A 22,903-nucleotide genomic window follows, 5' to 3' on the forward strand; every position below is an offset into this window, starting at 1 on the left:
GCCTGTGGCCATGCTTGACGCACTCAGCCTGCTTGCTTGCCTTGCCTGCGCTCCTGCCTCAGCGCAGGCCGCGCCTACCAGTGCCGTGGATGTCGAGCTGGTGCTGGCGGTCGACATCTCGCAGTCGATGGACGAAAGGGAGTTCGCCCTGCAGCGCGCCGGCTATGTCGAGGCGCTGCGCCACCCCGATTTCATCAAGGCTGTGCGTTCGGGCAGCACGGGCCGTGTCGCGCTGGCCTATTTCGAATGGGCAAGCGTCGTCCGCGACGATGGTGTCATCGCCTGGCAGGTCATCGACAGCGCCGAGAGCGCCAACGCTTTCGCCGACAAGATCGCAGCCCGTCCCTTCCGAAGCTTTCGCGGCACCTCGATTTCCGGCGCGCTGGCCTTCGGCGCCGGGCTGTTCGAGGGAACCGCATTCGACGCGACGCGCAGCGTTATCGACATTTCCGGCGATGGCCCCAACAATACCGGGCTGCCCGTGACGTCGACACGCGACGCGGCGGTGGCAAAGGGCATTGTCATCAACGGCCTGCCGATCCTGATCAGCCCGTCGCCGACCTTCAGCCATCTCGACCAGTATTATGCCGAGTGCGTCACCGGCGGCCCCGGCTCCTTCGTGCTGCCGATCTACGCGGCGTCCGAGTTCGCGACCGCCATACGCCGCAAGCTGATTCTCGAGGTGAGCGGCGTTTCCGATCCCAAGACGATCCGGATCGACGCGGCAGCTCCGATCGATTGTCTGCAGGGCGAGCGCGACCGGCGGTTCTATTCCGACCCGTTTTTTCCGGAACTTGATCGCTGAAGCTGCAATGCTATTCGGGTGACAATTCAGGCCGGCCGCGCGCCATACTTGTCGCGGAATTCATCGTAGACATCGCGGCGCCAGCGGCGGCCGCCGACGTAGCCGCGCACCAGCTGCGGTAGCGAATAACCAAGCGTTTTGGCCGACCGGTTGGCCAGATAACCGGCAAATGCCTGCGAAACCCTGCCCTTTATGGCGTCGGCGATGATCTGCCGCGCGATCATGTAGGGGGGAATGTCGGGATAGCGGTCGACGATATAAGGGTGCTTGCCCATCAGGTTTGCGTAGGCTTCGACATAGCCGTCACGCCGGCCGGAAATCGAATTCTCCGAATTGTACTTTTTCCAGTCGATATCCTCGGACAGCAGCGCGCCGCCGCGCCGGGCAAAGCGCAGCAGCAACTCGCGATCCTGCATGCGCACAATGTCGCTGTCGTAGCCGCCGATTGCCAGCAGCGATTCGCGCGTGGCCGTTATCGCGGTGCCGGCGATGAATATGGTCTGCGCGACCAAAGCTCTTTCGAACGCGTTTCGGGCCAGGAAGGCTTCGCGGTTGACGCATCTGGTGCTGCGGCCGCCCTTGACCGACACGAAGGAACTGATCAGCACTTCGAGCGATGGATTTTCCTCGAAGCGCGCCAGCGTTCGCTGCAGCCGATCCGGCAAGTAGACATCATCGGAATCGAGGAAGGTGACGATGGGCGCTTGCGCGCGCTCGATGCCGGCATTTCGGGCGGCATTGGCGCCCCGCCATTTGGCGCCGATATAGATCAGGCGCGGATCGTGAATCCGGGCCAGTGCCGCTTCCGTTCCATCGGTCGAGCCGTCGTCGACGACGATGTGCTCGAACCGGGTCTCGTTCTGCGCCAGCACGCTTTCCACGGCGCGTACAACCTGATCGCGCCGATTGTGGGTCGGCGTGATCACCGTGATGAGAGGCGCTCGATCAGTCTTTCTGGGCATGTCGCTTCCGCTATGCCCCGGGTCCTGCGAGGATCGAATTGCTCGGATGGTCGCCTTCTAATGCCCGCCCCGGAATCGCATTCGCTTCGAACGCTACAAAGAAGAAGCGATGGTGTCATCACAAAGTGTTGATGCGGGGCCTGTCCGAGAGGGCGAATTCCACGAGCCAGCGCCTCAATTGCAACACCGCCTGCCGGCTGGCAGATCCCGAAACCACGTGGTGCGCGGATGGTACCATTCGCCCGCCTATCAGATCCTGGCGCTGCGCACCGGCGATTCGGAGTCCGCCGTGGTTTTTGTCGACGACGTTGACCACAAAGCTACGGACGTTTTGGGATAGGCAAAGACTACCGCTTCAGCAGGAACACCGCTTGCTGGCCGAAGAAATTCCAGAACCACCATGGCATCGACAGGCCGATCTTCTGGCCGTTGGCGTCGAGCGCGGTTGCCTTTTCGACCGTCGCGCCGAGTTCGTCGCAGAGATTGACGAAGTCGCGGATGGTGCAGAAATGGATGTTGGGCGTGTCGTACCAGGAATAGGGCAGGTCCTTGGTCACCGGCATGCGGCCATTGAGGAACAGTGACAGCCGCACCCGCCAATGGCCGAAATTGGGGAAGGAGACGATGGCGCGGTTGCCGATCCTGAGCAACTCGTCGAGCACCAGCTTCGGGTTGCGGGTCGCCTGCAAGGTCTGCGACAGGACGACGAAATCAAAGCCCTTGTCGGGATAGAATTCGAGGTCCTTATCGGCGTCGCCCTGGATGACCGAGAGGCCGCGCGCCACGCATTCGTTGACGCCACGCTGCGACAGTTCCAGCCCGCGACCGTCGACCTGCTTGCTGTCCTGCAGCAATTCCAGCAGCAGCCCGTCGCCGGAGCCGACATCGAGCACCCGCGAGAGCGGCGGGATGAGATCGGCGACGACTTCGAGGTCGACGCGCTGGGCGCGGTTGACGCTCATGCGCTGAGCCCCCTTGCGCGGGCGGCAGAACCGATGAAGCCGTTGATGGCAGCGAACAGTTCCGGTTCGTCGAGCAGGAAAGCGTCGTGGCCGCGGTCGGTGTCGATCTCGACGAAGGATACGGACGCGCCGGCGGCGTTCAGGGCGTGCACGATCGATCGGCTCTCCTCGGTCGGGAACAGCCAGTCGCTGGTGAAGGACACCAGGCAGAAGCGTGTTTTGGTGCCGGCAAAGGCGTCGGCCAGCCGTCCGCCATGGTCGGCGGCGAGATCGAAATAGTCCATCGAACGGGTCATGTAGAGATAGGAATTGGCGTCGAAGCGGTCGACGAAGGTCATGCCCTGATGGCGCAGATAGCTCTCGATCTGGAAGTCGGCATCGAAACCGAAGGTCAGTGCTTCACGGTCCTGCAGATTGCGGCCGAACTTCCGGTGTAGCGCGGCTTCCGACAGATAGGTGATGTGGGCGGCCATGCGCGCCACCGCCAGCCCCTTTTCCGGGCGCGCGCCAAAGTCGAAATATTTGCCGCCATGCCAGTCCGGATCGGCCATCACCGCTTGCCGGCCAACCTCGTGGAAGGCGATGTTCTGCGAGGAATGGCGGGCGCCGGTGGCGATCGGAAGCGCCGAGAAAACGCGCTCTGGATAGCTCGATGCCCACTCCAGCACCTGCATGCCGCCCATCGAGCCGCCGAGCACCGAAAACAGCTTTTCGATGCCGAAATGGTCGACCAGCATCAATTGCGCGCGCACCATGTCGCGAATGGTAATGATCGGCAGGTCGAGCCCGTAGGGCTTGCCGGTGGCGGGATTGGTCGAGGCGGGGCCGGTGGAACCGAGGCAGCCGCCGATGACGTTCGAGCAGATGACGAAGAAGCGGTTGGTGTCGATGATCTTGCCCGGGCCGATCAGCACTTCCCACCAGCCGGGCTTGCCGGTCACCGGATTGGTGTTGGCGACATGCTGGTCTCCGGTCAGTGCGTGGCAGACGAGGATGGCGTTGGAGCGGGCATCGTTCAGCGTGCCGTAGGTCTGGTAGGCGATCTGGAACGGCGACAACAGCGTGCCGGCGTCAAGCTTGAGCGGCTTGTCGGCGCCGAAACGCAACACCGGGCTCGACGGTGCGTCGGCCTCGTTGTTGGTTTTTGCAGCGCGCAGAGCGGCCATCACGTCTCTCTTACATCGGTCGTCCGGCCGGTCGCGGACAACAAAAAACCGGCATTGCCGTCGCAAAGCCGGTTACAGGATGCAAACGGCCCTTTAGCAAGTTGTTTAACGTGGCTGCAAGCCGACCGGCCAAATCACCACGGAACTGTTGCGTCCTTCTAGAACTCGCGCGGCCCGACGTCAACGGCCAGCCGTCCGCACCACTGCCACCTCTCGACATTCCGGGCCACGGCTTGTATTTCCGCTGCGGCTTGCCGGCGGAAGTGTTCTCGCCAGCCGAAATACTCTCGACGGATATTGCGAAGATGAACCAGAGACCGGATCAGGCACGTCCAACCCCGCGCGCGGGCATCATGGACATCGAAGCCTATGTGCCGGGCAAAAGCACGGCGCCCGCCGGTGTCGCCAAGGTCCACAAGCTGTCGTCGAATGAGAACCCGCTCGGGCCATCGCCGAAGGCGATCGAGGCGGCGCGCGAGATTGCCGGAAAGCTCGACATCTATCCCGACGGCACCGCCAGGCGGCTGCGCGAAGCGATCGCCGAAGTGCATGGCCTCAACCCGGCAAACATCATCTGCTCCAACGGTTCCGACGAGATCCTCGGCCTGCTGGCGCAGACTTATCTGGCTCCCGGTGATGAAGCCGTCATCACCGAACACGCCTTCATGGTCTACAAGATCTACATCCAGTCGGCCGGCGCCGTCCCGGTTGTGGTCAAGGAAACCGACGACCGCGCCGACATCGATACAATCCTCGCGGCCGTCACGCCGCGCACGAAAATCGTGTTCCTTGCCAATCCCAACAACCCGACCGGCACCTATGTGCCGTTCCAGGAGGTGCGCCGCCTGCATGCCGGCCTGCCCAAGCATGTGCTGCTGGTGCTGGACGCGGCTTACGCCGAATATGTCCGCCGCAACGATTATGAAGCCGGCATCGAGCTGGTCGGCAGCGCCGAGAACGTTGTGATGACCCGCACCTTCTCCAAGATCGGCCTTGGTGGTGCCAGGATCGGCTGGATGTACGCCCCGATGCACATCGTCGACGCGATCAACCGCATACGCGGTCCCTTCAACGTCAACGCCACGGCGATCGAGGCCGGCATTGCCGCGATCCGCGACCGCGACCACGTCCAGCGCAGCGTGGCGCATAACGAAACCTGGTTGGCCTGGCTGAGCGAGGAATTGACCAGGCTTGGGCTGCGGGTGACGCCGAGCGTCGGCAATTTCGTCCTCATCCACTTTCCCGAGGACAAGGCGCATTCGGCCGCAGCGGCGGACGACTATCTGGCAGCACGCGGCTATATTTTGCGTCGCGTTTCCGGCTACGGCTTTCCCAACGCGCTGCGCATGTCCGTCGGCACCGAAGAGGCCAATCGCGGCGTCATTGCCGCTCTTTCGACGTTTCTGAAAAGTTAGAAAAAATGACCGCACCGATGTTCGAAAAGATCGCACTGGTCGGCATTGGCCTGATCGGCTCGTCGCTGGCCCGCGTCATCCGCCGCGAAGGCCTCGCCCGCCACGTTGCTATTTCGACCCGCAGTGCCGCGACGCTGGCGCGGGCGCAAGAGCTTGGCCTCGGCGACTCCTACAGCACGGATGCGACAGAAGCGGTCCGCGATGCAGATCTGGTCATCGTTTCGGTGCCCGTCGGCTCTTCGGGCGCTGTGGCGGAAGAAATCGCGCCGGCGCTGAAGCGGGGCGCCATCCTCACCGATGTCGGCTCGACCAAGGCATCGGTGATCGCGCAGATGCAGCCGCATGTGCCTGCCGGCGTGCATTTCATTCCCGGCCATCCGCTGGCCGGTACTGAAAAGTCGGGACCGGATGCCGGTTTCGCCGATCTGTTCGAGAACCGCTGGTGTATCTTCACGCCACTGCCCGACACCGATCCGGCGGCGTTGGAAAAGCTCTCGGGATTCTGGCGGCGCTGCGGCTCCAACATCGACACGATGGACCCGCAGCATCACGACATGACGCTGGCCATCGTCTCGCATCTGCCGCACATCATCGCCTACAACATCGTCGGCACCGCGGACGATTTGCAGTCGGTGACCAAATCCGAAGTCATCAAATATTCGGCCTCGGGCTTTCGCGATTTCACCCGTCTCGCCGCTTCCGACCCGACCATGTGGCGCGACGTCTGCCTGCACAACAAGGATGCCATCCTTGAAATGCTGGCGCGGTTCTCGGAGGACCTCGCTTCGCTGCAGCGGGCGATCCGCTGGGGCGACGGCGAAAAGCTGTTCGACCTGTTCACCCGCACCCGCGCCGTCCGCCGCTCGATCATCGAGGCCGGCCAGGACATCGATGTGCCGGACTTTGGTCGCCAGGCGGTCGAGCACCCCAAAGGGAACTGATATTCAGGTGAGGCCGGCCTGCAAATGGCTGATACCTGCGGTTCCGGTGCTCACGTACCCAAAAGTACGCTCCGCTCCGGTTCTCGGCATCAACCATTTTCGACTCGGCCTGACCTGAATCTCAGCTCCCTTTGCCTTGTCCGGATGTCGGCCACGTCGCCGCCATCATCGCCAGCGTCTCGGCCCTGTCGGGCGCGCCGAGCCTGCCGCCGAAGCGCAGGCATTTGAGCGCGGCGGCGGCGCTGGCAAAGCGTAGGGCCTGTTCGATCGGCATGGCTTCCGCCAGCCCGATGGCAAAGGCGCCGTGAAACACGTCACCGGCGGCCAGCGTGTCCACCGCTTTGATGCTCGGCGCCGCCACATGACGCACGGTGCCGACCGAGCGGTCGAACCACCAGGTACCTGCCGCGCCGCCGGTCACCGCGACAAAGGCATCGATGCGCTGCGCCAGCTCGGCGCAGGCGGTCTCCGGGTCCATTGCTTTGCCGCACAGAATGCGCGCCGCCGGCTCCGAGGCGACGACGTGCGATGCCAGCGGAAACAGGCGTTCCAGCACGTCCAGAGGCGCGGTGTCGGCGTCCAGTATGGCCGGACGGCCGATGGTGCGCGCTGCCGCGAGTGCAAGGGCTGCCGCACCCGGCCAGCGCACATCGACCAGCACGGCATCGAATGCAGCAAGGTCGGCGTCGGGCAGCGCCTCGGGATCGGCCTGCGCTTTTCGGTCGTAGAAAGGCACGATGATGCGTTCGCCCTGCGCGTCGACCAGGATGGCCGACAACGCCGACCGCGCGCCGGCAACGCGCCGGACAAAACGGCAATCGACGCTCTCGGCTTCGATCCCGGCGATCAGCTGATCGCCGACGCTATCGTCGCCGGCGCTGGCCCACAGCGATACCTCGGCACCGAGGCGGCGTGCGGCGCAGGCCGCGCTCGACGCCATGCCTGCGGCGATCTGGACGCCGTCCGAGGCGATGAATTTGCCCTGATGCGCGGGCAGCGTGTCGACGCGAAGGATGGTGTCGAGCGTCAGTGCGCCAACGCTGAGGAGCTTCACAGGTCTGTTCATGGGACTTTGCTATTCGACCGGCTTGATCTTGCCCAGCGGGATAAAGCCGAACGAAGCCTTGCCCTTGACCACCTTGAGCGGCATCGACGGTTCGTTGCCGAGCAAAGCGAGTGCGGCAAAACCCTGTTCGATCTGGCTCTTCTGCTCGGGAATGGCGGTGGCAAGGATTGCCGCCACGGCTTTCGGGTCCTTCAGCCTGATCGTCAGGTCGGCGTTGACAAGGCCGTCGGCATCGACCGACACCGGTCCGGAAACGGTGATGCGCGCGGTGCCCGACGACAGATCGAGCTTGCGGATGTCGACCGCCTGGCCGCGCAGGCTTTTTGCCTCGGTCTTGATCAGCGCCACGCCGTTCTTCAGCGTCGCGTCGCCGCTGCCGTCGAGCGCCGGCAGCACACGCCCGCCGATCGCGCCGGCATCGATCTCAAGGTCGGTGAAGCTTCCGACATAACCAATGTCCTGGCCATCGGGCTGCAGCTCTCCCGCCGCGGTCCCCGCGCTGAACAACGAAACCGGGTCGGTATCGTCGGCCGGGTCGGTCTGGCCGGACAGGCCCTCGGCCTGCAGCGATACGCGCTGCGGCAGCGGATACCATAGTTTGACGTTGGCCTGCAGGTTGTCCCAGTCGATCCACAGCGGCATCATGCCCGGTACGGAGGTTCTGAGCGGACCGCGCAGATTGGCAAACGGTGACAAGGGTTGGACGATCTGGGCAATGGCATTGAAACTGCCGGCCGACGCCGCGATGTTCTTGGCCTCATCCTCGTAGGCAAGGTTGTCGCAGGAAATGACAAAGCTCAACGGGTAGCCACTGACCTGGAGATTGGCGCAATCAGCTTCGACGCCATTCTTGTTGAGTGTGGCAACGGCCTTGTCGGCCTCGGTTCTTACCTGGTCAGCCAGATAGAACCAGCCGCCGCTATAGATGGCAAACAACACAACGATGAACGCCACAAGCCAGAACAGGCCGCGGCGGGACTTTGGTTGGCGTTCGTCACTTGACGTCATGCTTTGGCTCTCATTAACGCATGGGTATTGTGGACGGACTTTCGATTCCGACACCAACAGGTAGACAGAGACGAATAGGTAGACGGGGACGGGCGGAAAAACACCGATTCCCTGCGGTGTTGGCATTCTTTTGCAATCAGGCGCGGCGATATGGGCGATTTTTGGGTGTTTGGCTACGGTTCGCTGATCTGGCGGCCGGGGTTCGCGCATGTCGAGACACGGCGCGCGCGCCTGCACGGCTATCGCCGCTCGCTCTGCGTCTATTCCTTCGTGCATCGTGGAACGCGCGAGCGGCCGGGGCTGGTGCTCGGCCTCGACCATGGCGGCTCCTGCATCGGCCTGGCGTTTCGTGTTCCCGGCGATCTGCGTGACGAAGTCATTGCCTATCTGCGTGAGCGCGAGTTGGTCACCAGCGTCTATCTTGAGCGCACGCTCAAGGTTCGCCTCGACGGCGGCGGCACGGTCGAGGCGGTGGCCTACATCGTCGACCGCCAGCATGAGCAATATGCCGGCGCGCTCGACGCGGCGCATGCGGCGGCCGTGGTGCGCGGCGCCGTCGGCCAGTCCGGCAACAATGAGGATTATGTGCTGAGCACGCTCGAACACCTCGAGGCGCTGGGCATTCGCGATCACTGGCTGGAAGAGGTGGCGCGGCGGGTCGCGCCTTTGTGAAGCGCTGGCCCGTTGGAAAAGGCGAGCAGGCCTTTGACCTCGGCGCGGCAAGACCTAGGTAAGGTCTCCGGACTTTCCCCCGATCCTTCCCGGCACCACGGAGTTCAGTCTTGCAGAAACGCCGCCTCGGTCAAACCGACCTTTCCATCGCGCCGCTGGTTCTGGGCGGCAACGTCTTCGGCTGGACCGCCGACGAGAAAACCTCGTTCGACCTGCTCGACCGGTTTTTCGACAACGGCCTCAACGCCATCGACACGGCGGACGCCTATTCGCGCTGGGCTGCCGGCAACAAGGGCGGCGAGTCCGAAACCATCATCGGCAAATGGATGAAGAGCCGCGGCAACCGCGATCAGGTCATCGTCATCACCAAGGTCGGCTCGGATATGGGCCAAGGCAAGAAGGACCTCTCCGCGGCCTATATCGAAAAGGCCATCGATGCGTCGTTGCAGCGGCTGCAGACCGATGTCGTCGATCTCTATCTGTCGCACTGGCCGGATCCGACCACGCCTTACGAGGAAACGCTCGGCGCCTATGAGAAGCTGCTGGCCAAGGGCAAGGTCCGCCACATCGGCGCCTCCAACCTCGACGCCGGCCAGTTGCGCGCAGCACTTGATGTCGCGAGCCTGCGCAGCCTGCCGCGCTACGAAGTGCTGCAGCCTGCCTACAATCTTTACGACCGCTCATCCTTCGATGGTCCGCTGCGCGACATCTGCCTCGCGGAGGACATTGGCGTCATCAGCTATTACGGTCTCGCCAAGGGGTTTTTGAGCGGCAAATACCGCAGCGAGGCCGATCTTGGCAAAAGCCCGCGCGGCGGTGGCGTGAAGGACTATCTCAATGTGCGCGGCATGCGCATCCTCGCCGCGCTCGACACTGTCTCGGCGCGGCATTCGGCCAGCCAGGCGGAAGTGGCGCTCGCCTGGGTGATGGCGCGGCCCGGCGTCACAGCGCCGATCGCCAGCGCCACGACGCTCGACCAGGTCGACAGCCTCGTCCGTGCCGCGTCGCTGAGGCTGGGTGCGGAAGACATGGCCGAGCTGGACAGAGCCAGCGCGTAGCCGGGACTGCACAATCGTTCAAGACGTCCGGCGCTGCCTGGTTCTATCGTCGTCCGCATCCAGACAGGATGCGGGCAAAGCAGATGGCCGGTCAGGTTCTTTCCCACACGTGGCAGCAATTGCTGGCCCTGGTGCTTGCGGCGGCTGTCGTCATGGGCAGTCCCGGGCCGGCGACGATCAGCGTCACCGCCATCGGCGCTGCTTTCGGCCTGCGCCAATCGCTCCGCTATACCTCGGGGATCATCGTCGGCACGATGGGAGTGCTGCTGATCGTGGCGGGGGGCGTCATGGCCGTTCTCGCCTCAATGCCGAAGCTGGCGCCGCTGCTGGCTATCGCTTCGGCAGCCTACATCCTCTATCTCGCGTTCAAGATAGCGACGGCACCGCCGCTGGCGGAACGCACGGGCGGGGCCAAGCTCCCGACTTTCCTCGGCGGGTTTCTTCTCGCCGTCGCCAACCCGAAAGCCTATGTGGCGATCGCCGCCGTGTTAGGCACGTCTTCGGGGGCCAACGGCGGGGATCTCGGTATTCCCGCCAGGCTGGCGGTGCTCGCCTTGATGATCGTCGCCATCCATGTGCTGTGGCTTCTCGCCGGGGCAGCGTTTGCGCGCTTCCTGCGCCAGCCGTTGGCCTCACGGATCATCAATCTGGTGTTTGCGGCGACACTGGTTTTGACTACCGCGCTGGCGGTGTGGCGATGAGCGCGCGGTTCAGGCTTTCGCCTTTGCGGCCGCGCCAAGTTCCGCCAGCCGCTTCACCGCCGTTGGCGGCATTGGCGGCGCGTTCGGTGCCTGAGATGCCTCGATGAGCAGTTGGTCGCAGGCGGCTTCGGTGTCGCCGATCAGCCGTTCCATGAACTCGTCTTTGGCCAAGCCAGGCGGGATCGGCGGCAGGAAGCGCGCCTTGATGGTGCCGGGGAAGCGCAGGAATTTCCGGCGTGGCCAATAGAGGCCAGCGACATGGGCGACCGGCACCACCGGAATGCCAAGCTGCGCATAGATTTCGACGATGCCGTATTTGTAGGACGGTTCGTCGCCCGGCGCCCGGCGCGTGCCTTCGGGATAGATGATCAACTGGCGGGGATTGCGCGCCAACTCCTCCTTGGTCGCGGCGACCACGGCCTTCAACGCCTTGGAACGGCTGCCGCGATGCACCGGGATCATCCGCATCTTCAAGATGTACCAGCCGAAGAACGGGATCCAGGTCAATTCCCGCTTCAAGATGTAGAGCGGGTCCTGCAGGAAGGGGAAGAAGGCGATCGCGTCCCAGAAGGACTGGTGCTTGGGCGCCAGGATGAACGAGCCTTCGGGCAGGTTTTCCTGGCCGGTGATCTCGCTCCTGGTGCCGGCGATCTTGGCGTAGAGCCACAGGCTGGTGCGCGACCAGAATTTCGGCACAAACCAGGCGCGATGGCGCGGCGAGAGGAAATAGTAGGGCGTCCACAGGATCATCTGGACGATCAGACTGACATAGAAGACGAAGTTGAACGCCAGCGAGCGGAAATAGAGCATGCAGGAAGGCCCGGTGAGGAGGTGTGCGTTGGTTACACCAAGCGCGGGCAAAAAGGAAACGTCGCAATGGCCGGGATCAATCCGTCCTGCAATGAACCGCTGTCAGCCCTGCCATGCCGCCCGGGCCAGCCGTTGCTTCAGGCGCGGGGCGGCGAAATCGAGGAAGGCACGCAGCTTCACCGGCAACAGGCCCTGGCCGGCATGGACCAGGCTCGCCGGCCACGGCTCGGGCTCGAACGCCTCCAGCACGGGATGGAGCGCGCCCGACCGCACCGCGGCTGATATCTGGTAGGAAAGCACACGCGTCATGCCGACGCCGGCAATCGCGGCATCGATCGCCGCTTCGGCGGTGTTGACCTGAAGCCGGGAACGGATCGGAACCGTGAGTTCCGTCTTGTCGGCGAGGAAGGTCCAGGTGGCGAGAGAGGCAAGCCCCTCGAAGGTGATGCAGCTGTGTGCCGCAAGCTCGTTCGGCGTCTTCGGCGTGCCGTGCTCGGCCAGATAGGCCGGGCTTGCGCAAACAACATGCCGGATCGAACCGACACGAATGGCGACCATGCTCGAATCGGCAAGCGGGCCGATGCGGATGGCGAGATCGATATGCTCTTCGATCAACTGGCTTATCCGGTCGCCAAGCGTCAGACGCACATTCACATCGGGATAGGCCGCGAGGAATTCGGTGACCACCGGCAGCACATGCAGGCGGCCGAAGACAATCGGTGCGGTGATGATCAGCTCGCCTGTCGGGGCGCTGTATTCGCCGGCAGCAATGCGCTCGGCCTCGCCGACCTCGCCCAGAATGCGACGGCAGGCGACAAGATAGGCGTGACCGGCGTCGGTCAGTGTCAGCTGACGCGTCGAGCGGTTCAACAGGCGTGTCTTCAGATGCCGCTCCAGGTCGGAGACCTTGCGGCTGACCGTCGCCAGCGGCACGCCGAAACGGCGTCCGGCGGCGGACAGGCTGCCGGCCTCCACCGCGGCGACGAAAAGCGACATGGCTTCAAGACGATCCATGACTCTCCCGAAAAATGGAAGAATAGGTTACAGATATGCCATCTACATCCGAAAGATGGAAGGCTTTATCTGTGGCGTGTAACGGCCGGCAGTTCGGCCTTGAAGGAGGCTTCCATGAACGCTCACGCTTTCACCAGCGACGTCGCCTTTACGCCGACCATCAAGGCGATTCAGACCCGCAAGGGCTCGCGCCAGGCCTATGCCCGCGTCGAGGAGCGCGGCGGGTGGCAGGCTGATATCACACCGGATCTCGCAGCCTTCATCGAGGCGCAGAGCAGTATTTTCCTGTCGACCGCCAATGCCGACGGCCAGCCCTACATCCAGCATCGCGGCGGGCCGGCCGGCTTCCTCAAAGTGCTCGACGCGCACACGATCGGCTTCGCGGATTTTTCAGGCAACAAGCAATTTATCACCCAGGGCAATCTGAACGACAACCCGCAGGCCTTCCTGTTCCTGATCGACTATGCCCATCGGCAGCGCATCAAGATCTGGGGCACGGCGCGCGTCGTCGAGGATGACGCCGAGCTCCTGGCGAAGCTGATGCCGCAGGACTACAAGGCCCGTCCCGAGCAGGTCATCCTGTTTACGGTCTCGGCCTGGGATTCCAATTGCCCGCAGCATATTCCGCAGCGTTTTGAGGCCGCCGACGTGGCGGCAGCACTTGCCGAACGGGACAGGCGCATTGAACGCCTCGAGCAGGAACTCGCGCGCCTGCGTGGCGCATCGGGCGCCAGGTAACGGCTGTCAGTACGGCTCAGTCCTTGGCCGTTGAAACCTCGGCCAGCGCAATGCCGTCAGCGGTCTGGCGAAGCGGTACGATGCCGCGTGCCAGCGCCAGCAGATATTTGCTGTATTCTGTCAAAAGCACGCGCAGCGCCTCCGGCTTGGTCAGCCAGCCGCCATTGTCGAGGTTGCTGTTGACCACCGGATAGGGTTCGAGCTTGGCGCCGTGCAGCAGCCGGCCCATTTCCAGCAGGCTGCGCGGCATGTGGTAGTTGTTGGTGACCAGGATGACGGTGCCATAGGCGTGGCTCTCCACCCATTTGGCGCTTTCCTCGGCATTGCCGATGGTGTCGAGTGCGGCACGGTCGATGTCGACACAGCAGGAAAACAGCGCCTTGTCGCCACCGGTCGCGGCTTGGAGCTGACGGCGGCTGGCAGAGGGATGAACGCCGCTGATCAGCAGCCGCGCGCCCTTGCCTGAAGCGAGCAACTCCATCGCCGCGTCGAGGCGCGACTGGCCGCCGGTGAGCACGATGATGGCGTCGGCCTTTGCCGGATTGGCCGGGGTCGTCAGATGGCTGACCGTGTTGGCAAACCAGCCGAAGCCGCCGGCAAACAGGGCTACCAGCAGAAGCAGACAGAGAAGTGAGATACGCAACGCGGCCATCAAACGGCTCAGCCTGCCGCGTTCATGCGAACGGGCAACCACCACTGGCATCTGTCCAACCGTTCCGGTCGAATCCGCGTCCATCATCCTATGGTTAATCCTGAAATGCGGCCTTTGGTAGGTAAAAAAGCGCACATTGCGTTACGGCAGTCTTCATCCGTGATCTTTTCCTGGATGCATGTCGTTGCCCCAAGCCCGGTTCCCACCGTCGGGCGACACGCACTAGCCTCCATCCGGTTGGCGAACATCGATGTCGCTGAGATAAGCGACGACGGTGGCGTGGGACGTTGCCGCGGTTAGCGCGCCGATCACCAGCACCATGAGGCCGACGCCGAGATAGCCCGCCGAGCCGATGGCGAAATTGCCGAACAAAGCGGTCGCCTGGTCGGCCTGCGGCGTTGCCATGTTGCGAGACGACCACCAGGAAAAGACGATGAAGACGAGGATCGCCGCGGCGCCGCCGGCGGCTGCGCCCTTCATGCCGGTGACGAGAAAGTGCCGGCGGAATTCACGCGCGATGAAGCGCGCCTCGGCGCCGACGAAATGCAGCACTTCGATGATGTGGCCGTTGCCGGCCATGGCGCCGCGCGTCGCGAACACCACCGTCAGCACGGTTGCCGACAGCATCAGCGCCAGCACGGCGATGCCGATGGTCACCGTGGTGCGGGCCATGGCGACCAACCGGTCGACCCAGGTGCGGTGATCGTCGAGCGAGGCGCTCGGCAGTTTGGGGGTGATCGCCGCGCGCATGGCAGCGAAATCGGGCGGGCTGTTCTCATCGATGGTGACGATGATCAGACGCGGCACCGGCAGCTCGTCGATGTTCAGGCCCGAGCCTAGCCACGGCTCCAGCAGGCGGGCCGTTGCCTCGCGGTCGATGATCTGGGTGGCCTTCACGCCGGGGAATTCGCCGGCGATCTGCGAGGCCTGGGCAAGGGCTGCCTCCATGTCGAGGCCGTCGGCCGGTTTGATCTGGATCGTCGCCTCGCGCGAAATCTGGTTCTCCCAGACGGAAGCCGTGTCGCGCACCAGCGTCACCGCGCCGAAGGTCAGGCACGACAGGAAGGTCATGATGGCGATGACCAGCACCAGCGCCCGGCCGGCAATGTTCTGCGCCGGCACGATCGGCGCCATCTTGCGTTGGGCACGCTGCGGTGCCTCGGCCTGCTCGATGTCCTGGTCGTGGAGATGGTCGGCGGACAGGTCAGTCATAGATATCCAGCCTTCCGCCGGCCAGGATCATGCGCCGCGCGTCGACCTGTTCCATCAGGCCGAGGTCGTGGGTTGCGATCACCACAGCGGTGCCCAGCCGGTTCAGCTCGATGAACAGCCGCAAAAGCCTGCGCGCCAGCGGCGGGTCGACATTGCCTGTGGGTTCGTCGGCAAGCAGGATCTCGGGCTGTTCGATGAGCGCGCGGGCAATGGCGGCGCGCTGTTTTTCGCCGCCGGACAGCACCGGCGGCAGCACATGCATGCGTTCGCCAAGGCCGACCCATTTCAACAGCTCGGTGACGTCGGTGCGGTAGCTTGCCTCTTCGCGCCCGCGCACGCGCAGCGGCAGCGCCACATTCTCATAGGTGGTCATGTGGTCGAGCAGGCGAAAATCCTGGAACACCACGCCGATGCGGCGCCTCAGATGCGGCAGTTCGTTGCGCGAAATGCGCGAACGGTCCTTGCCGAAGATGGTGATCAGCCCGCGTGTCGGCTTCAGCGACATGAACAACAGGCGCAGCAGCGTCGTCTTGCCGGCGCCCGAAGGGCCGCTCAGGAACTGAAAGGAGCGCTCCGGAATGTGCAGGGAGATGTCACGGAGGATTTCCGGACCCATGCCATAGCGGAGGCCGACATTTTCGAAGCGGATCACGTTCGACGACCTGAAACTCTCGGCGGCAACGAGCCAGCCATTTCTGTGAAAAGACCATCGGCCGGCATGGTTAACCCTTGGTTAATTTTGGGGCTTTTTCGGGTCGACACTGAGGTTCCGGTGGGGAAGCGTTAACCATTTCCGTTTACGCAAAAGAAACGAAGAGCGAACGTGTTGCAATACTGGGGCCGTGATGGCTGACGATCGAACGGCGCGCCCGGTTTCCGGCGAAATCATGACCGGGTCAGCGCCCGCACCGGAACACATCATGCGTGGACCGGCGGCCGACATCATCGATGCCGACTATGAGGTGCTGCCGCGCTTTGCCGCGACGGCGGAAGCCGTGCCGTCGCCGCTGCCGCGCAGCATTGCCGCGCCATCGATCGAAGGCATGGATATGCTGCGCAAGCCGGAAGCCACACTAGGCCGGCTGCCGGCCGCACGCGGCGGGCCGATCTTCTGGATCGCCGGCGTCAGTGCCGCTTTGGCTGCCTTCTGGGTCTCGGGCGGCCACGCTCTGGTGCGCCAGACGCCGTTCTGGGCTGCCGCACAGCCGGCCGGTGCCGCACTCCGCCTTTCAGGCGTCACCTCGCACGTCGACGCGTCCGGGCCGACGCCGATCCTGTTCGTCGATGGCGAAGCCGCCAATGAAGGGGCCAAGCCCGCGCAATTGCCAGCGCTGGAAATCCGCGTCACAGGCAATGACAGCCACATCACCCGCTATAGGTTGGGGACATCCGACCGTTCGCTGGGGCCGGGCGAAAGATTTGGCTTTGCCAGCCGCCTCGACCTGCCTAGAAGCGGGGTAAGGACCGTGTCGGTCGCCTTCGCCGACTAGGGTGTATTGATATTCAGATGATGCCGGCCTGACCTGAATTTCAACACACCCTGGCGCGAGGGGCGTAGTAGACGAGCATCTTGGAGAGGCGAAAAATGCCAGTCGTGCGCGGCAAGGACATCGAAGTGCTGTTCTCGGCGTCCGCCATTGCGCGGCGCAATCTCGAGCTCGCCAAGGAGATCGCCGAACACGATTACCATGACCTGCTGGTGATCTCGGTGCTGAAAGGCTCGTTCATCTTCGCCGCCGATCTCATTCGCGCCATGCACGATGTCGGCCTGTCGCCCGAGGTCGAGTTCATCTTCATTTCCAGCTACGGCGCCGGCACCACCAGCGGCGAGGTGAGGGTGCTGCGCGATATCGACAACGAGGTCGCCGGCCGCGATGTGCTTTTGATCGACGATATCCTCGAATCCGGTAAGACGCTGAGCTTCACCCGCGAGCTGATGCTGTCGCGCGGCGCCAAAAGCTGTGCCATTGCCGTGCTGCTCGACAAGCGCATGCGCCGCCAAACGGCGCTCAACGCCGACTATGTCGGCTTCGACTGCCCCGATTACTTCGTCGTCGGCTACGGCATGGACGTGGCGCATGCCTTTCGCGAATTGCCGTTCGTCGGCATCGTCAAAGGCGACGCCTGACTTTTGTTTTTTGATGCTTTTGCGGTTCAGAAAAGTCAACTTTTCCCCGTCAAGTATCCTGCCCATGGCAAAGCTTCTGATCGTCGAGGACGATGAGTCCGTCCGCACCCTCGCCGCCCGCGCGCTCGAACGTGACGGGCATTCGGTCACCGTTGCCGCCGATGGCGCGCAAGGGCTTGCCCTGATTCGCGCGGCACTTGGCGGCTACGACCTCGTTGTCTCCGACATCCGCATGCCGGAGATGGACGGCATCGAGATGGCCATGGCGGCCGCCGCACTTTTCCCGACGATGAAGATCCTGCTGATGACCGGCTATGCCGACCAGCGCGAACGCGCCGAGGAACTGAACGGCATCATCCTCGACGTCGTGCAGAAGCCGTTCACGCTGGCCGAAATCCGCGCCCGCGTCGAAAAGGCGCTCGCCTGCTTCGCTTGATGGTCATGCCGCGTCGCCGGTTGCAACAAGCGCAGATGTTGTGCCCTTGCGTCGCTCGGTGTTGAGGGCGAGCAGGCCGGCGCCGACGATAACCGCCGCGCCGATCGCGGTCGTCGATCGCGGCACTTCGGCAAAGAACAGGAAACCCCACAGCGGCGACCAGATGATGCCGGTGTATTCGAAGGTGGCGACGCGGTTGGCGGGCGCCAGCCGATAGGCCTGCGAGAGCAGGATCATCCCGGCCGAGGCGACGAAACCGCAAGCAGCCATCTTCAGAAAATCCGGCGTCGCCGGCCAGATCCATGGCCGCACCAGGAATTCGAGGCTGGGGTGGACGGCATGGGTGATGCCGGCCAGCCGGAACATGCCGGCAACCACGGCCGCGCCGACCAGATAGGCGCCGTTCTGGTAGAACGCCATGACGGTGGAGGATTCGGTGTCGCCGATCTTGCGCGCCATCAGCTGCGAAAAACCGTAGAGCAGCGCCGAGCCGAGCGACAGCAGCGCCGCCCAGTCGAACAGGCCGGCACCCGGGCGCACCATCACGAGAACGCCGAGCATGCCGATCAGCACAGTGGTGAGCGTCTTCCAGGAGACGCGTTCGCCAAGATAGGGGCCGGCCAGCGCCATGATGAACAGCGGCGCCATGAAATAGAGCGCCACCGCGTCGGCCAGCGGCAAAGCGGCGATGGCCAGATAGTAGATCGTGTAGGATGAGAACTGGATGAAGGCGCGCGCCGTCAGCATGCCAAACCGCTTCGACAGGATCGCCGGCAAGCCGACATCGATGTGGACGAGAAAGATCAGGATGGGCAGGGCGACGATCGAGCGGATCGCCATCACTTCAGTCACCGGATAGGTGCTCGATACGGCCTTGACCAGCGGATCCTGGAGCGAGAACACCAGCACGCCAAGGCAGAGGCTTATGATGCCAAGGACGATCCGGTTCTGCATGTCGTTCCAATCGGCTCCCTGCGCGCATCACCCGAAGCCTTGTTCGCTCAGGGTCAAAAAGAACCCGCCACCGTTTCGGGCAGCGGGTACGAGTGAGGACTCTACAAATTGGTCCGCGGCCGCTTTCGCAGTCGCATATCCAATGGGTGAGCTGACTATCCTCCGGCGTTTGACATGTTGCAAACGAATTGGAATGATACCAGCAATCAGATTTTCTTATGGCGAGTAACATGAAGCCGACGCTCGACAGCGATCTCCTGCGCACCTTCGTCGCGGTGGCCGAAACCGGCAATTTTACCAAGGCGGCGGAGCAGGCCGGCCGTACCCAGTCGGCGGTCTCGATGCAGATGAAGAAGCTCGAAGGCATGGTCGGCGACAGCCTGTTCGAGCGCGGCTCGCGCGGCGTGGCGCTGACGCGGCGTGGCGGTGAGCTCATCGCCAACGCCCGGCGTATCGTCTCGCTGCTCGACGAGACTGCGGCGTCGATGGTGGCAGCGCCGCTTGGCGGTCCTGTGCGCATAGGCATTCCCGAGGAATATGGCCACGCCATTCTTTCGCGCGCGCTCGGCGCATTTTCGAAACGTCACACCAAGGTCGAGGTGACGGTGCGCTACGCCCATTCGGGGGCGCAGACGGCGGCGCTCGCCGCCGGCGAACTCGATCTCTGCGTGGTGTTCGAATGGCAGGACCCCTCCGGCGGCGAAGTGCTGATGCACGACCCGACCGTGTGGGTGACGTCGAACCTGCATCACATGCATGAGGAACAGCCGGTGCCGATCGCCCTCTACAACCGGGCAGGTTGGTGCAAGGACTTCGCCATCAAGTCACTTGAGCAACGGGGGCTTGCCTATCGTGTCGCTTACACCAGCGACACCACCGGCGGTCTGAAACTCGCTGTCACCTCAGGGCTGGCAATCGCGCCGATTTCGCGCAGCAACATTCCCGATGGTTGTCGCGAACTCACATTGGCCGATGGCTTTGGTGCCATCGATGCCTCCAATGTCGTGATGCACCGCAATCCGAATGCGTCGGGCGAGGCGATCGACGGCATGGAGGAGGCAATCCGCGAGGCGTTCGTCAACAGGCAGGGTCAGCCAGCCGCTTCCTCGTAGAAATGCAGCCGGTTGCCGAACGGATCGGTGACCGATATCTCGCGGCTCTTCCACGGCGTGTCTTCGAGACCCGGCCGCGCGAAGCGGTATTTCTTGCCGATCAATTCGCGATGCAGTGCCGCGATGTCCTCGACCTGAATGCGCAAGGCCGCGCCCGGCGCACCGTCACCGTGATGTTCACTGAGATGCAGGATGCAGCCGTCGCGGCGGACCGCCATGTAGAGCGGCGCGTTGTCGTCGAAGCGGTGCTCCCATTGAATTTCGAAGCCGAGAAAACCGACATAGAATTCCTGCGCCTTGGCGATGTCGAAGATGCGCAGAATGGGGGTGATCGCGCCGAGTTTCGGCATGGCGTTGCAACCGTTCGATAGGTTCAGGGGCAGGGTGGTTATTTGAGCTCCAACAGCCGCTCGAGATAGCTGCGCTCGATATCGGGGCTCAGCGCATTGCCGAGCCGCTTGCGGATCGCTTCGAGGATCTGGCGGGCGCGCTGCACGTCGATCTCGTCCGGTACCTTCACCGAGTTGCCGTCGTCAGGGCCGTTGGTAGCGCGCGGCCGGCCGAGCGGATCACGGTCGGCGTCCTGCTGGCGGCCGCCTTGCTCGCTGCCGCCCTGGTCGCCTTGCATGGCCTGCAACTGTTTCATCATGTCCTTGGCGCCCTTGCGCAGCGCCTCCAGCGCTCGGCCCTGGTGGCCGACGGCCTGGTCGCCTTCGCCCTCGCCGAGCGCCTGTTCGGCATTGCCCATCGATTTGCCGGCCTCGCCAAATCCTTCATTGGGCTCCATGCCCAGGCCTTCGAGACCCTTCTTCAGTTGCTCTAGGTCGCTTTGCAGCTTGCCCTGGCCTTCCTGCAACTGCTTCAGCGCGTCGGCGAACTCCTGCGGCGTCATCGGCTTCTGCCGGGCGAGCGGGTCGCGGTCGTCACCCTGGCCGGGCTTGTCCTGATCCTGTCCACCGCCGCCGTTTTCGCCGAGCTGCTCGTCGCGGTTCTGGCCGCGCTGACGCTGGCCACGCTGCATCTGGTCCATGCGGAAGGTGTCGTTCATCATCTCCTGCTGGCGCCGCATGATCTCGCCCAGCTTGTCCATCTGCTGGCGCATCTCGCTGTCCTGCTGGTCGCCCTGTTGCTGGCGTCCGGCCTGCAGATTGTTCATCATGTCCTGCAGTTGCGACAGCAACTCCTGCGCCTTGTCGCGATCGCCTGATTTCGCCAGATTCTCGATCTGGTCCATCATGCGGTCGATATCGCTCTGGCGCAGTTCCTGGCCGTTCTGCTGCATCTGCGGCGCGTTCGGATTCTGCTGCGCGCGCTGCGCGAATTCCTGCAGGAACTCGTTCATCGCCTCGCGCAGTTCCTTCATCGCCTTTTCGATTTCCGCATCGCTGGCGCCGTTCTTGATCGCGTCCTGCAGCGCCTGCTGCGCCTGGCGCAGCCGCTTCTCGGCGGCCGACAGATTGCCTTCCTCGATGCCGAGCGCGATTTCCCAGAGATAGGACACCTCGTTGCGCAGCTGATCGTCGCTGTCGGCCATCTTCAGCCGGCTGCGGGCGCTCATGATGGCGAGGTAGTGCGCCATGTTGTCGAACGTGTCTTCGGGGCGGATGGTGATCGCGTCCATCAAGTCGAGCACGTGGTTCTTGGCGTTGGCGTCGAGCGCCAGCAGGCGGCGCTGCTCGATCACCGCCCTTGCCAGCGGATTGGAGAATGGCCGCTCCGGCATCACCAGCGTCTTGGTCTCGCTGGTTGCGGTATGTCCGGCATCGTCGGTGGCGACCAGCGTCAGCTTGATGCTGTCGCCCGCCCAGACGTGCTCGGTCAGGTCCTTGGTGGTCTTGGCGACGTTGGTCTTGCCGCCGCGGCGCGGCAGCGCCAGCGGCAGTTCGGGCGGGCCGTAGAGCGGGTGGGCGGTGGGCGCCTGCGGGTCGGCCAGCGCGAAAACCGCCTTGCCGGTGGCCGCGCCATAATCGTCGTCTATCTGGTAGCTAAGTTCGAAGGCGCCGTTGGCGGCACGCTTTGGTTCGCCGACGAAATGGATCTGCGGCGGCTTGTCCGGGATCACTGTGAAAGCCCAGTGGCCAAGGTCGGCTTCGCCCGATTTCAGCGTCAGCGTGCCGTCAGCAGTCAGCTTGCCGGTGAACTGGCGCAGCTTGGGCGTGGCGGCCGCCGGCTTGGCCGTGGTGGCTTTCGGTCCGGCCGGGTCGATAATGCGGGCGTTGCCGCTGGCGTCGGCGTAGCTCAGCGTTTCCTCGCCCGAACCGCCGGTGACGCGCAGCGAGACGTCGCTGCCTTGCGGAACGTTAAAGGTCAAGGCGGCCTGATTGGCGTCAGCGGTGAGGAAGACCGGCGGCTTGCCGGTATAGGCAGGCGGCGTCACCCAGGCATCGATGCGCGGCGGAACCGTGTCGCGTGCCGCATGGGCATTGAAGCCGTCGCCTATCCGGCCGCCCGACGGTCCGAAGGAAAAGGCAAAGGCGGTGACCAACAAAAGGGCAGCCACCGCGCGCAGCCCCCATGGGTCGCGCTCCGGCACGCGCGTGCGCGGCAGGTCGGCGCCGAGGTTGCCGAGCTGGTCGGCCATGCGCTTCTGGTGCTCGCGCCACAGCGCCTGCGAAAAGCCGCTTTCCTTGCCGCTCGGCCGATCGGTCTGCACCAGCACGGGGCTGTGCAGCAAATTGTTGGCCGCTTCGATGCGGCGGTCGATCTCGGCAGCGGACGGCAGTTTGAAGAAACGCAGCGGATAGAGTGCCGCAAGGCCGGCGATGGCGAATGCGGCGACGAGGCCGATGCGCACCATGTCGGGCAAGCGGGGGAAGAGGCCAAGCCAGGAGATGCTGAGGAACAGGCTGGCGACGATGACCAGCGGCAGCAGCAACGGCCAGCCGCGCTCGACCGTCATCGAGACCCGCGTCGCCAGCCGGCTCAAGGCAAGGCGCCCGGCCAGGCCGCGATCGCTGCTGGAAGTGGGTCGTTGCGTCATCGGCCCTTCCTGTCCGGGCGGGATAGCCCGGACTCACGAACGGAAGTTTACCAGCAAACACGGCAAAGGCGAGGCGGCAGTTAAAACGTGAACAGGTCTTGTCGCGGTTGC

Annotated in this window: 24 protein-coding genes and 1 riboswitch; of the genes, 11 read left to right on the forward strand and 13 right to left on the reverse strand. The window is 63.8% G+C overall.

Features of this window, described 5'->3' with window-relative positions:
* The first annotated feature begins 10 nt into the window (after positions 1-10).
* Positions 11-805: a DUF1194 domain-containing protein gene (locus AC1D0N_RS18950; protein WP_477246509.1), complete on the forward strand. Its 795-nt coding sequence runs from the start codon at positions 11-13 to the stop codon at positions 803-805.
* A 26-nt stretch (positions 806-831) separates the two neighbouring features.
* On the opposite strand, the gene AC1D0N_RS18955 is transcribed toward AC1D0N_RS18950, so the two are convergent.
* The 3 genes from AC1D0N_RS18955 to metX form a co-directional block, all read right to left on the reverse strand.
* The gene (locus tag AC1D0N_RS18955) at positions 832-1,767 is read right to left on the reverse strand and encodes a glycosyltransferase family 2 protein (RefSeq protein WP_477246511.1); all 936 of its coding nucleotides are present in this window, start codon (positions 1,765-1,767) and stop codon (positions 832-834) included.
* 347 nt (positions 1,768-2,114) lie between these two features.
* A complete protein-coding gene (gene metW, locus AC1D0N_RS18960) occupies positions 2,115-2,729 on the reverse strand; it encodes a methionine biosynthesis protein MetW (RefSeq protein WP_477246513.1) in 615 nt (204 codons plus the stop codon).
* Entirely contained in the window at positions 2,726-3,895 is a 1,170-nt protein-coding gene (gene metX / locus AC1D0N_RS18965; protein WP_477246514.1) for a homoserine O-acetyltransferase MetX, read from the reverse strand. The genes metW and metX overlap by 4 nt, the downstream gene beginning before the upstream one ends.
* Positions 3,896-3,968: 73 nt before the next feature.
* Positions 3,969-4,046: riboswitch (SAM riboswitch) on the reverse strand.
* Positions 4,047-4,200: 154 nt separating this feature from the next.
* Here metX and hisC point away from each other — a divergent pair.
* A complete protein-coding gene (gene hisC / locus AC1D0N_RS18970) occupies positions 4,201-5,310 on the forward strand; it encodes a histidinol-phosphate transaminase (protein ID WP_477246516.1) in 1,110 nt (369 codons plus the stop codon).
* A 5-nt stretch (positions 5,311-5,315) separates the two neighbouring features.
* On the forward strand, positions 5,316-6,251 hold the full coding sequence (locus AC1D0N_RS18975; protein ID WP_477246518.1) for a prephenate/arogenate dehydrogenase family protein: 936 nt from the start codon (positions 5,316-5,318) through the stop codon (positions 6,249-6,251).
* 121 nt (positions 6,252-6,372) lie between these two features.
* Here the strand turns inward: AC1D0N_RS18975 and AC1D0N_RS18980 are convergent, their stop codons facing one another.
* Entirely contained in the window at positions 6,373-7,317 is a 945-nt protein-coding gene (locus tag AC1D0N_RS18980) for a sugar kinase (protein ID WP_477246520.1), read from the reverse strand.
* A gap of 9 nt (positions 7,318-7,326) precedes the next feature.
* Complete coding sequence (locus AC1D0N_RS18985; protein ID WP_477246521.1) at positions 7,327-8,325, reverse strand: DUF2125 domain-containing protein; 999 nt, start codon at positions 8,323-8,325, stop codon at positions 7,327-7,329.
* A gap of 150 nt (positions 8,326-8,475) precedes the next feature.
* Between AC1D0N_RS18985 and AC1D0N_RS18990 the strand changes: the two genes are divergently transcribed.
* The 3 genes from AC1D0N_RS18990 (at position 8,476) to AC1D0N_RS19000 (ending at position 10,756) form a co-directional block, all read left to right on the forward strand.
* On the forward strand, positions 8,476-8,997 hold the full coding sequence (locus AC1D0N_RS18990; RefSeq protein WP_477246523.1) for a gamma-glutamylcyclotransferase: 522 nt from the start codon (positions 8,476-8,478) through the stop codon (positions 8,995-8,997).
* A gap of 110 nt (positions 8,998-9,107) precedes the next feature.
* Positions 9,108-10,055, forward strand: coding sequence for an aldo/keto reductase (locus AC1D0N_RS18995; protein ID WP_477246525.1), 948 nt, complete (start codon positions 9,108-9,110; stop codon positions 10,053-10,055).
* An 83-nt stretch (positions 10,056-10,138) separates the two neighbouring features.
* Positions 10,139-10,756 (forward strand): LysE family translocator, encoded by a 618-nt coding sequence (locus tag AC1D0N_RS19000; RefSeq protein ID WP_477246527.1) that lies wholly within the window; start codon positions 10,139-10,141, stop codon positions 10,754-10,756.
* A 9-nt stretch (positions 10,757-10,765) separates the two neighbouring features.
* Here the strand turns inward: AC1D0N_RS19000 and AC1D0N_RS19005 are convergent, their stop codons facing one another.
* Complete coding sequence (locus AC1D0N_RS19005; protein ID WP_477246529.1) at positions 10,766-11,566, reverse strand: lysophospholipid acyltransferase family protein; 801 nt, start codon at positions 11,564-11,566, stop codon at positions 10,766-10,768.
* 102 nt (positions 11,567-11,668) lie between these two features.
* Positions 11,669-12,580, reverse strand: a complete 912-nt coding sequence (locus AC1D0N_RS19010) for a LysR family transcriptional regulator (protein WP_477246531.1) — start codon at positions 12,578-12,580, stop codon at positions 11,669-11,671.
* Between the two features lie 114 nt (positions 12,581-12,694).
* Between AC1D0N_RS19010 and AC1D0N_RS19015 the strand changes: the two genes are divergently transcribed.
* Positions 12,695-13,318, forward strand: a complete 624-nt coding sequence (locus AC1D0N_RS19015; RefSeq protein ID WP_477246533.1) for a pyridoxamine 5'-phosphate oxidase family protein — start codon at positions 12,695-12,697, stop codon at positions 13,316-13,318.
* Between the two features lie 16 nt (positions 13,319-13,334).
* Here the strand turns inward: AC1D0N_RS19015 and AC1D0N_RS19020 are convergent, their stop codons facing one another.
* The 3 genes from AC1D0N_RS19020 to ftsE form a co-directional block, all read right to left on the reverse strand.
* The gene (locus tag AC1D0N_RS19020) at positions 13,335-14,057 is read right to left on the reverse strand and encodes a YdcF family protein (RefSeq protein ID WP_477246535.1); all 723 of its coding nucleotides are present in this window, start codon (positions 14,055-14,057) and stop codon (positions 13,335-13,337) included.
* A gap of 135 nt (positions 14,058-14,192) precedes the next feature.
* Positions 14,193-15,182 (reverse strand): cell division protein FtsX, encoded by a 990-nt coding sequence (locus AC1D0N_RS19025; RefSeq protein WP_477246537.1) that lies wholly within the window; start codon positions 15,180-15,182, stop codon positions 14,193-14,195.
* A complete protein-coding gene (gene ftsE / locus AC1D0N_RS19030) occupies positions 15,175-15,834 on the reverse strand; it encodes a cell division ATP-binding protein FtsE (protein WP_258607522.1) in 660 nt (219 codons plus the stop codon). The genes AC1D0N_RS19025 and ftsE overlap by 8 nt, the downstream gene beginning before the upstream one ends.
* Positions 15,835-16,024: 190 nt before the next feature.
* Between ftsE and AC1D0N_RS19035 the strand changes: the two genes are divergently transcribed.
* The 3 genes from AC1D0N_RS19035 (at position 16,025) to AC1D0N_RS19045 (ending at position 17,746) form a co-directional block, all read left to right on the forward strand.
* Positions 16,025-16,672: a hypothetical protein gene (locus AC1D0N_RS19035; protein WP_477246539.1), complete on the forward strand. Its 648-nt coding sequence runs from the start codon at positions 16,025-16,027 to the stop codon at positions 16,670-16,672.
* 95 nt (positions 16,673-16,767) lie between these two features.
* Complete coding sequence (gene hpt, locus AC1D0N_RS19040; RefSeq protein WP_477246541.1) at positions 16,768-17,310, forward strand: hypoxanthine phosphoribosyltransferase; 543 nt, start codon at positions 16,768-16,770, stop codon at positions 17,308-17,310.
* Between the two features lie 64 nt (positions 17,311-17,374).
* On the forward strand, positions 17,375-17,746 hold the full coding sequence (locus tag AC1D0N_RS19045; RefSeq protein WP_477246543.1) for a response regulator: 372 nt from the start codon (positions 17,375-17,377) through the stop codon (positions 17,744-17,746).
* Positions 17,747-17,749: 3 nt separating this feature from the next.
* Here AC1D0N_RS19045 and AC1D0N_RS19050 read toward each other — a convergent pair whose 3' ends face one another.
* Positions 17,750-18,700, reverse strand: a complete 951-nt coding sequence (locus AC1D0N_RS19050; protein ID WP_477246545.1) for a DMT family transporter — start codon at positions 18,698-18,700, stop codon at positions 17,750-17,752.
* A 230-nt stretch (positions 18,701-18,930) separates the two neighbouring features.
* On the opposite strand from AC1D0N_RS19050, the gene AC1D0N_RS19055 reads away from it, so the two are divergent.
* The gene (locus AC1D0N_RS19055; protein ID WP_477246547.1) at positions 18,931-19,812 is read left to right on the forward strand and encodes a LysR family transcriptional regulator; all 882 of its coding nucleotides are present in this window, start codon (positions 18,931-18,933) and stop codon (positions 19,810-19,812) included.
* On the opposite strand, the gene AC1D0N_RS19060 is transcribed toward AC1D0N_RS19055, so the two are convergent.
* Both AC1D0N_RS19060 and AC1D0N_RS19065 read right to left on the reverse strand, forming a co-directional pair.
* On the reverse strand, positions 19,791-20,162 hold the full coding sequence (locus tag AC1D0N_RS19060) for a glyoxalase superfamily protein (RefSeq protein ID WP_477246549.1): 372 nt from the start codon (positions 20,160-20,162) through the stop codon (positions 19,791-19,793). The genes AC1D0N_RS19055 and AC1D0N_RS19060 overlap by 22 nt on opposite strands.
* Positions 20,163-20,200: 38 nt before the next feature.
* Positions 20,201-22,792, reverse strand: a complete 2,592-nt coding sequence (locus tag AC1D0N_RS19065) for a TIGR02302 family protein (protein ID WP_477246551.1) — start codon at positions 22,790-22,792, stop codon at positions 20,201-20,203.
* Between the last annotated feature and the right edge of the window lie 111 nt (positions 22,793-22,903).

It is taken from the genome of Mesorhizobium sp. P2_E10 (assembly GCF_056404235.1).

Excerpts from the sequence above, each read along its gene's own strand:
- AC1D0N_RS19025 (WP_477246537.1), bottom strand. The coding sequence starts at position 15,182 with ATGACTGACCTGTCCGCCGACCATCTCCACGACCAGGACATCGAGCAG.
- AC1D0N_RS18975 (WP_477246518.1), top strand. The coding sequence starts at position 5,316 with ATGACCGCACCGATGTTCGAAAAGATCGCACTGGTCGGCATTGGCCTG.
- AC1D0N_RS18980 (WP_477246520.1), bottom strand. The coding sequence starts at position 7,317 with ATGAACAGACCTGTGAAGCTCCTCAGCGTTGGCGCACTGACGCTCGAC.
- AC1D0N_RS19050 (WP_477246545.1), bottom strand. The coding sequence starts at position 18,700 with ATGCAGAACCGGATCGTCCTTGGCATCATAAGCCTCTGCCTTGGCGTG.
- AC1D0N_RS19055 (WP_477246547.1), top strand. The coding sequence starts at position 18,931 with ATGAAGCCGACGCTCGACAGCGATCTCCTGCGCACCTTCGTCGCGGTG.
- AC1D0N_RS18990 (WP_477246523.1), top strand. The coding sequence starts at position 8,476 with ATGGGCGATTTTTGGGTGTTTGGCTACGGTTCGCTGATCTGGCGGCCG.
- hisC (WP_477246516.1), top strand. The coding sequence starts at position 4,201 with ATGAACCAGAGACCGGATCAGGCACGTCCAACCCCGCGCGCGGGCATC.
- AC1D0N_RS19060 (WP_477246549.1), bottom strand. The coding sequence starts at position 20,162 with ATGCCGAAACTCGGCGCGATCACCCCCATTCTGCGCATCTTCGACATC.
- AC1D0N_RS18955 (WP_477246511.1), bottom strand. The coding sequence starts at position 1,767 with ATGCCCAGAAAGACTGATCGAGCGCCTCTCATCACGGTGATCACGCCG.
- AC1D0N_RS19010 (WP_477246531.1), bottom strand. The coding sequence starts at position 12,580 with ATGGATCGTCTTGAAGCCATGTCGCTTTTCGTCGCCGCGGTGGAGGCC.
- metW (WP_477246513.1), bottom strand. The coding sequence starts at position 2,729 with ATGAGCGTCAACCGCGCCCAGCGCGTCGACCTCGAAGTCGTCGCCGAT.
- metX (WP_477246514.1), bottom strand. The coding sequence starts at position 3,895 with ATGGCCGCTCTGCGCGCTGCAAAAACCAACAACGAGGCCGACGCACCG.
- AC1D0N_RS19000 (WP_477246527.1), top strand. The coding sequence starts at position 10,139 with ATGGCCGGTCAGGTTCTTTCCCACACGTGGCAGCAATTGCTGGCCCTG.
- AC1D0N_RS19065 (WP_477246551.1), bottom strand. The coding sequence starts at position 22,792 with ATGACGCAACGACCCACTTCCAGCAGCGATCGCGGCCTGGCCGGGCGC.
- hpt (WP_477246541.1), top strand. The coding sequence starts at position 16,768 with ATGCCAGTCGTGCGCGGCAAGGACATCGAAGTGCTGTTCTCGGCGTCC.
- AC1D0N_RS19045 (WP_477246543.1), top strand. The coding sequence starts at position 17,375 with ATGGCAAAGCTTCTGATCGTCGAGGACGATGAGTCCGTCCGCACCCTC.
- AC1D0N_RS19005 (WP_477246529.1), bottom strand. The coding sequence starts at position 11,566 with ATGCTCTATTTCCGCTCGCTGGCGTTCAACTTCGTCTTCTATGTCAGT.
- AC1D0N_RS18950 (WP_477246509.1), top strand. The coding sequence starts at position 11 with ATGCTTGACGCACTCAGCCTGCTTGCTTGCCTTGCCTGCGCTCCTGCC.
- AC1D0N_RS18985 (WP_477246521.1), bottom strand. The coding sequence starts at position 8,325 with ATGACGTCAAGTGACGAACGCCAACCAAAGTCCCGCCGCGGCCTGTTC.
- AC1D0N_RS19015 (WP_477246533.1), top strand. The coding sequence starts at position 12,695 with ATGAACGCTCACGCTTTCACCAGCGACGTCGCCTTTACGCCGACCATC.
- AC1D0N_RS19020 (WP_477246535.1), bottom strand. The coding sequence starts at position 14,057 with ATGATGGACGCGGATTCGACCGGAACGGTTGGACAGATGCCAGTGGTG.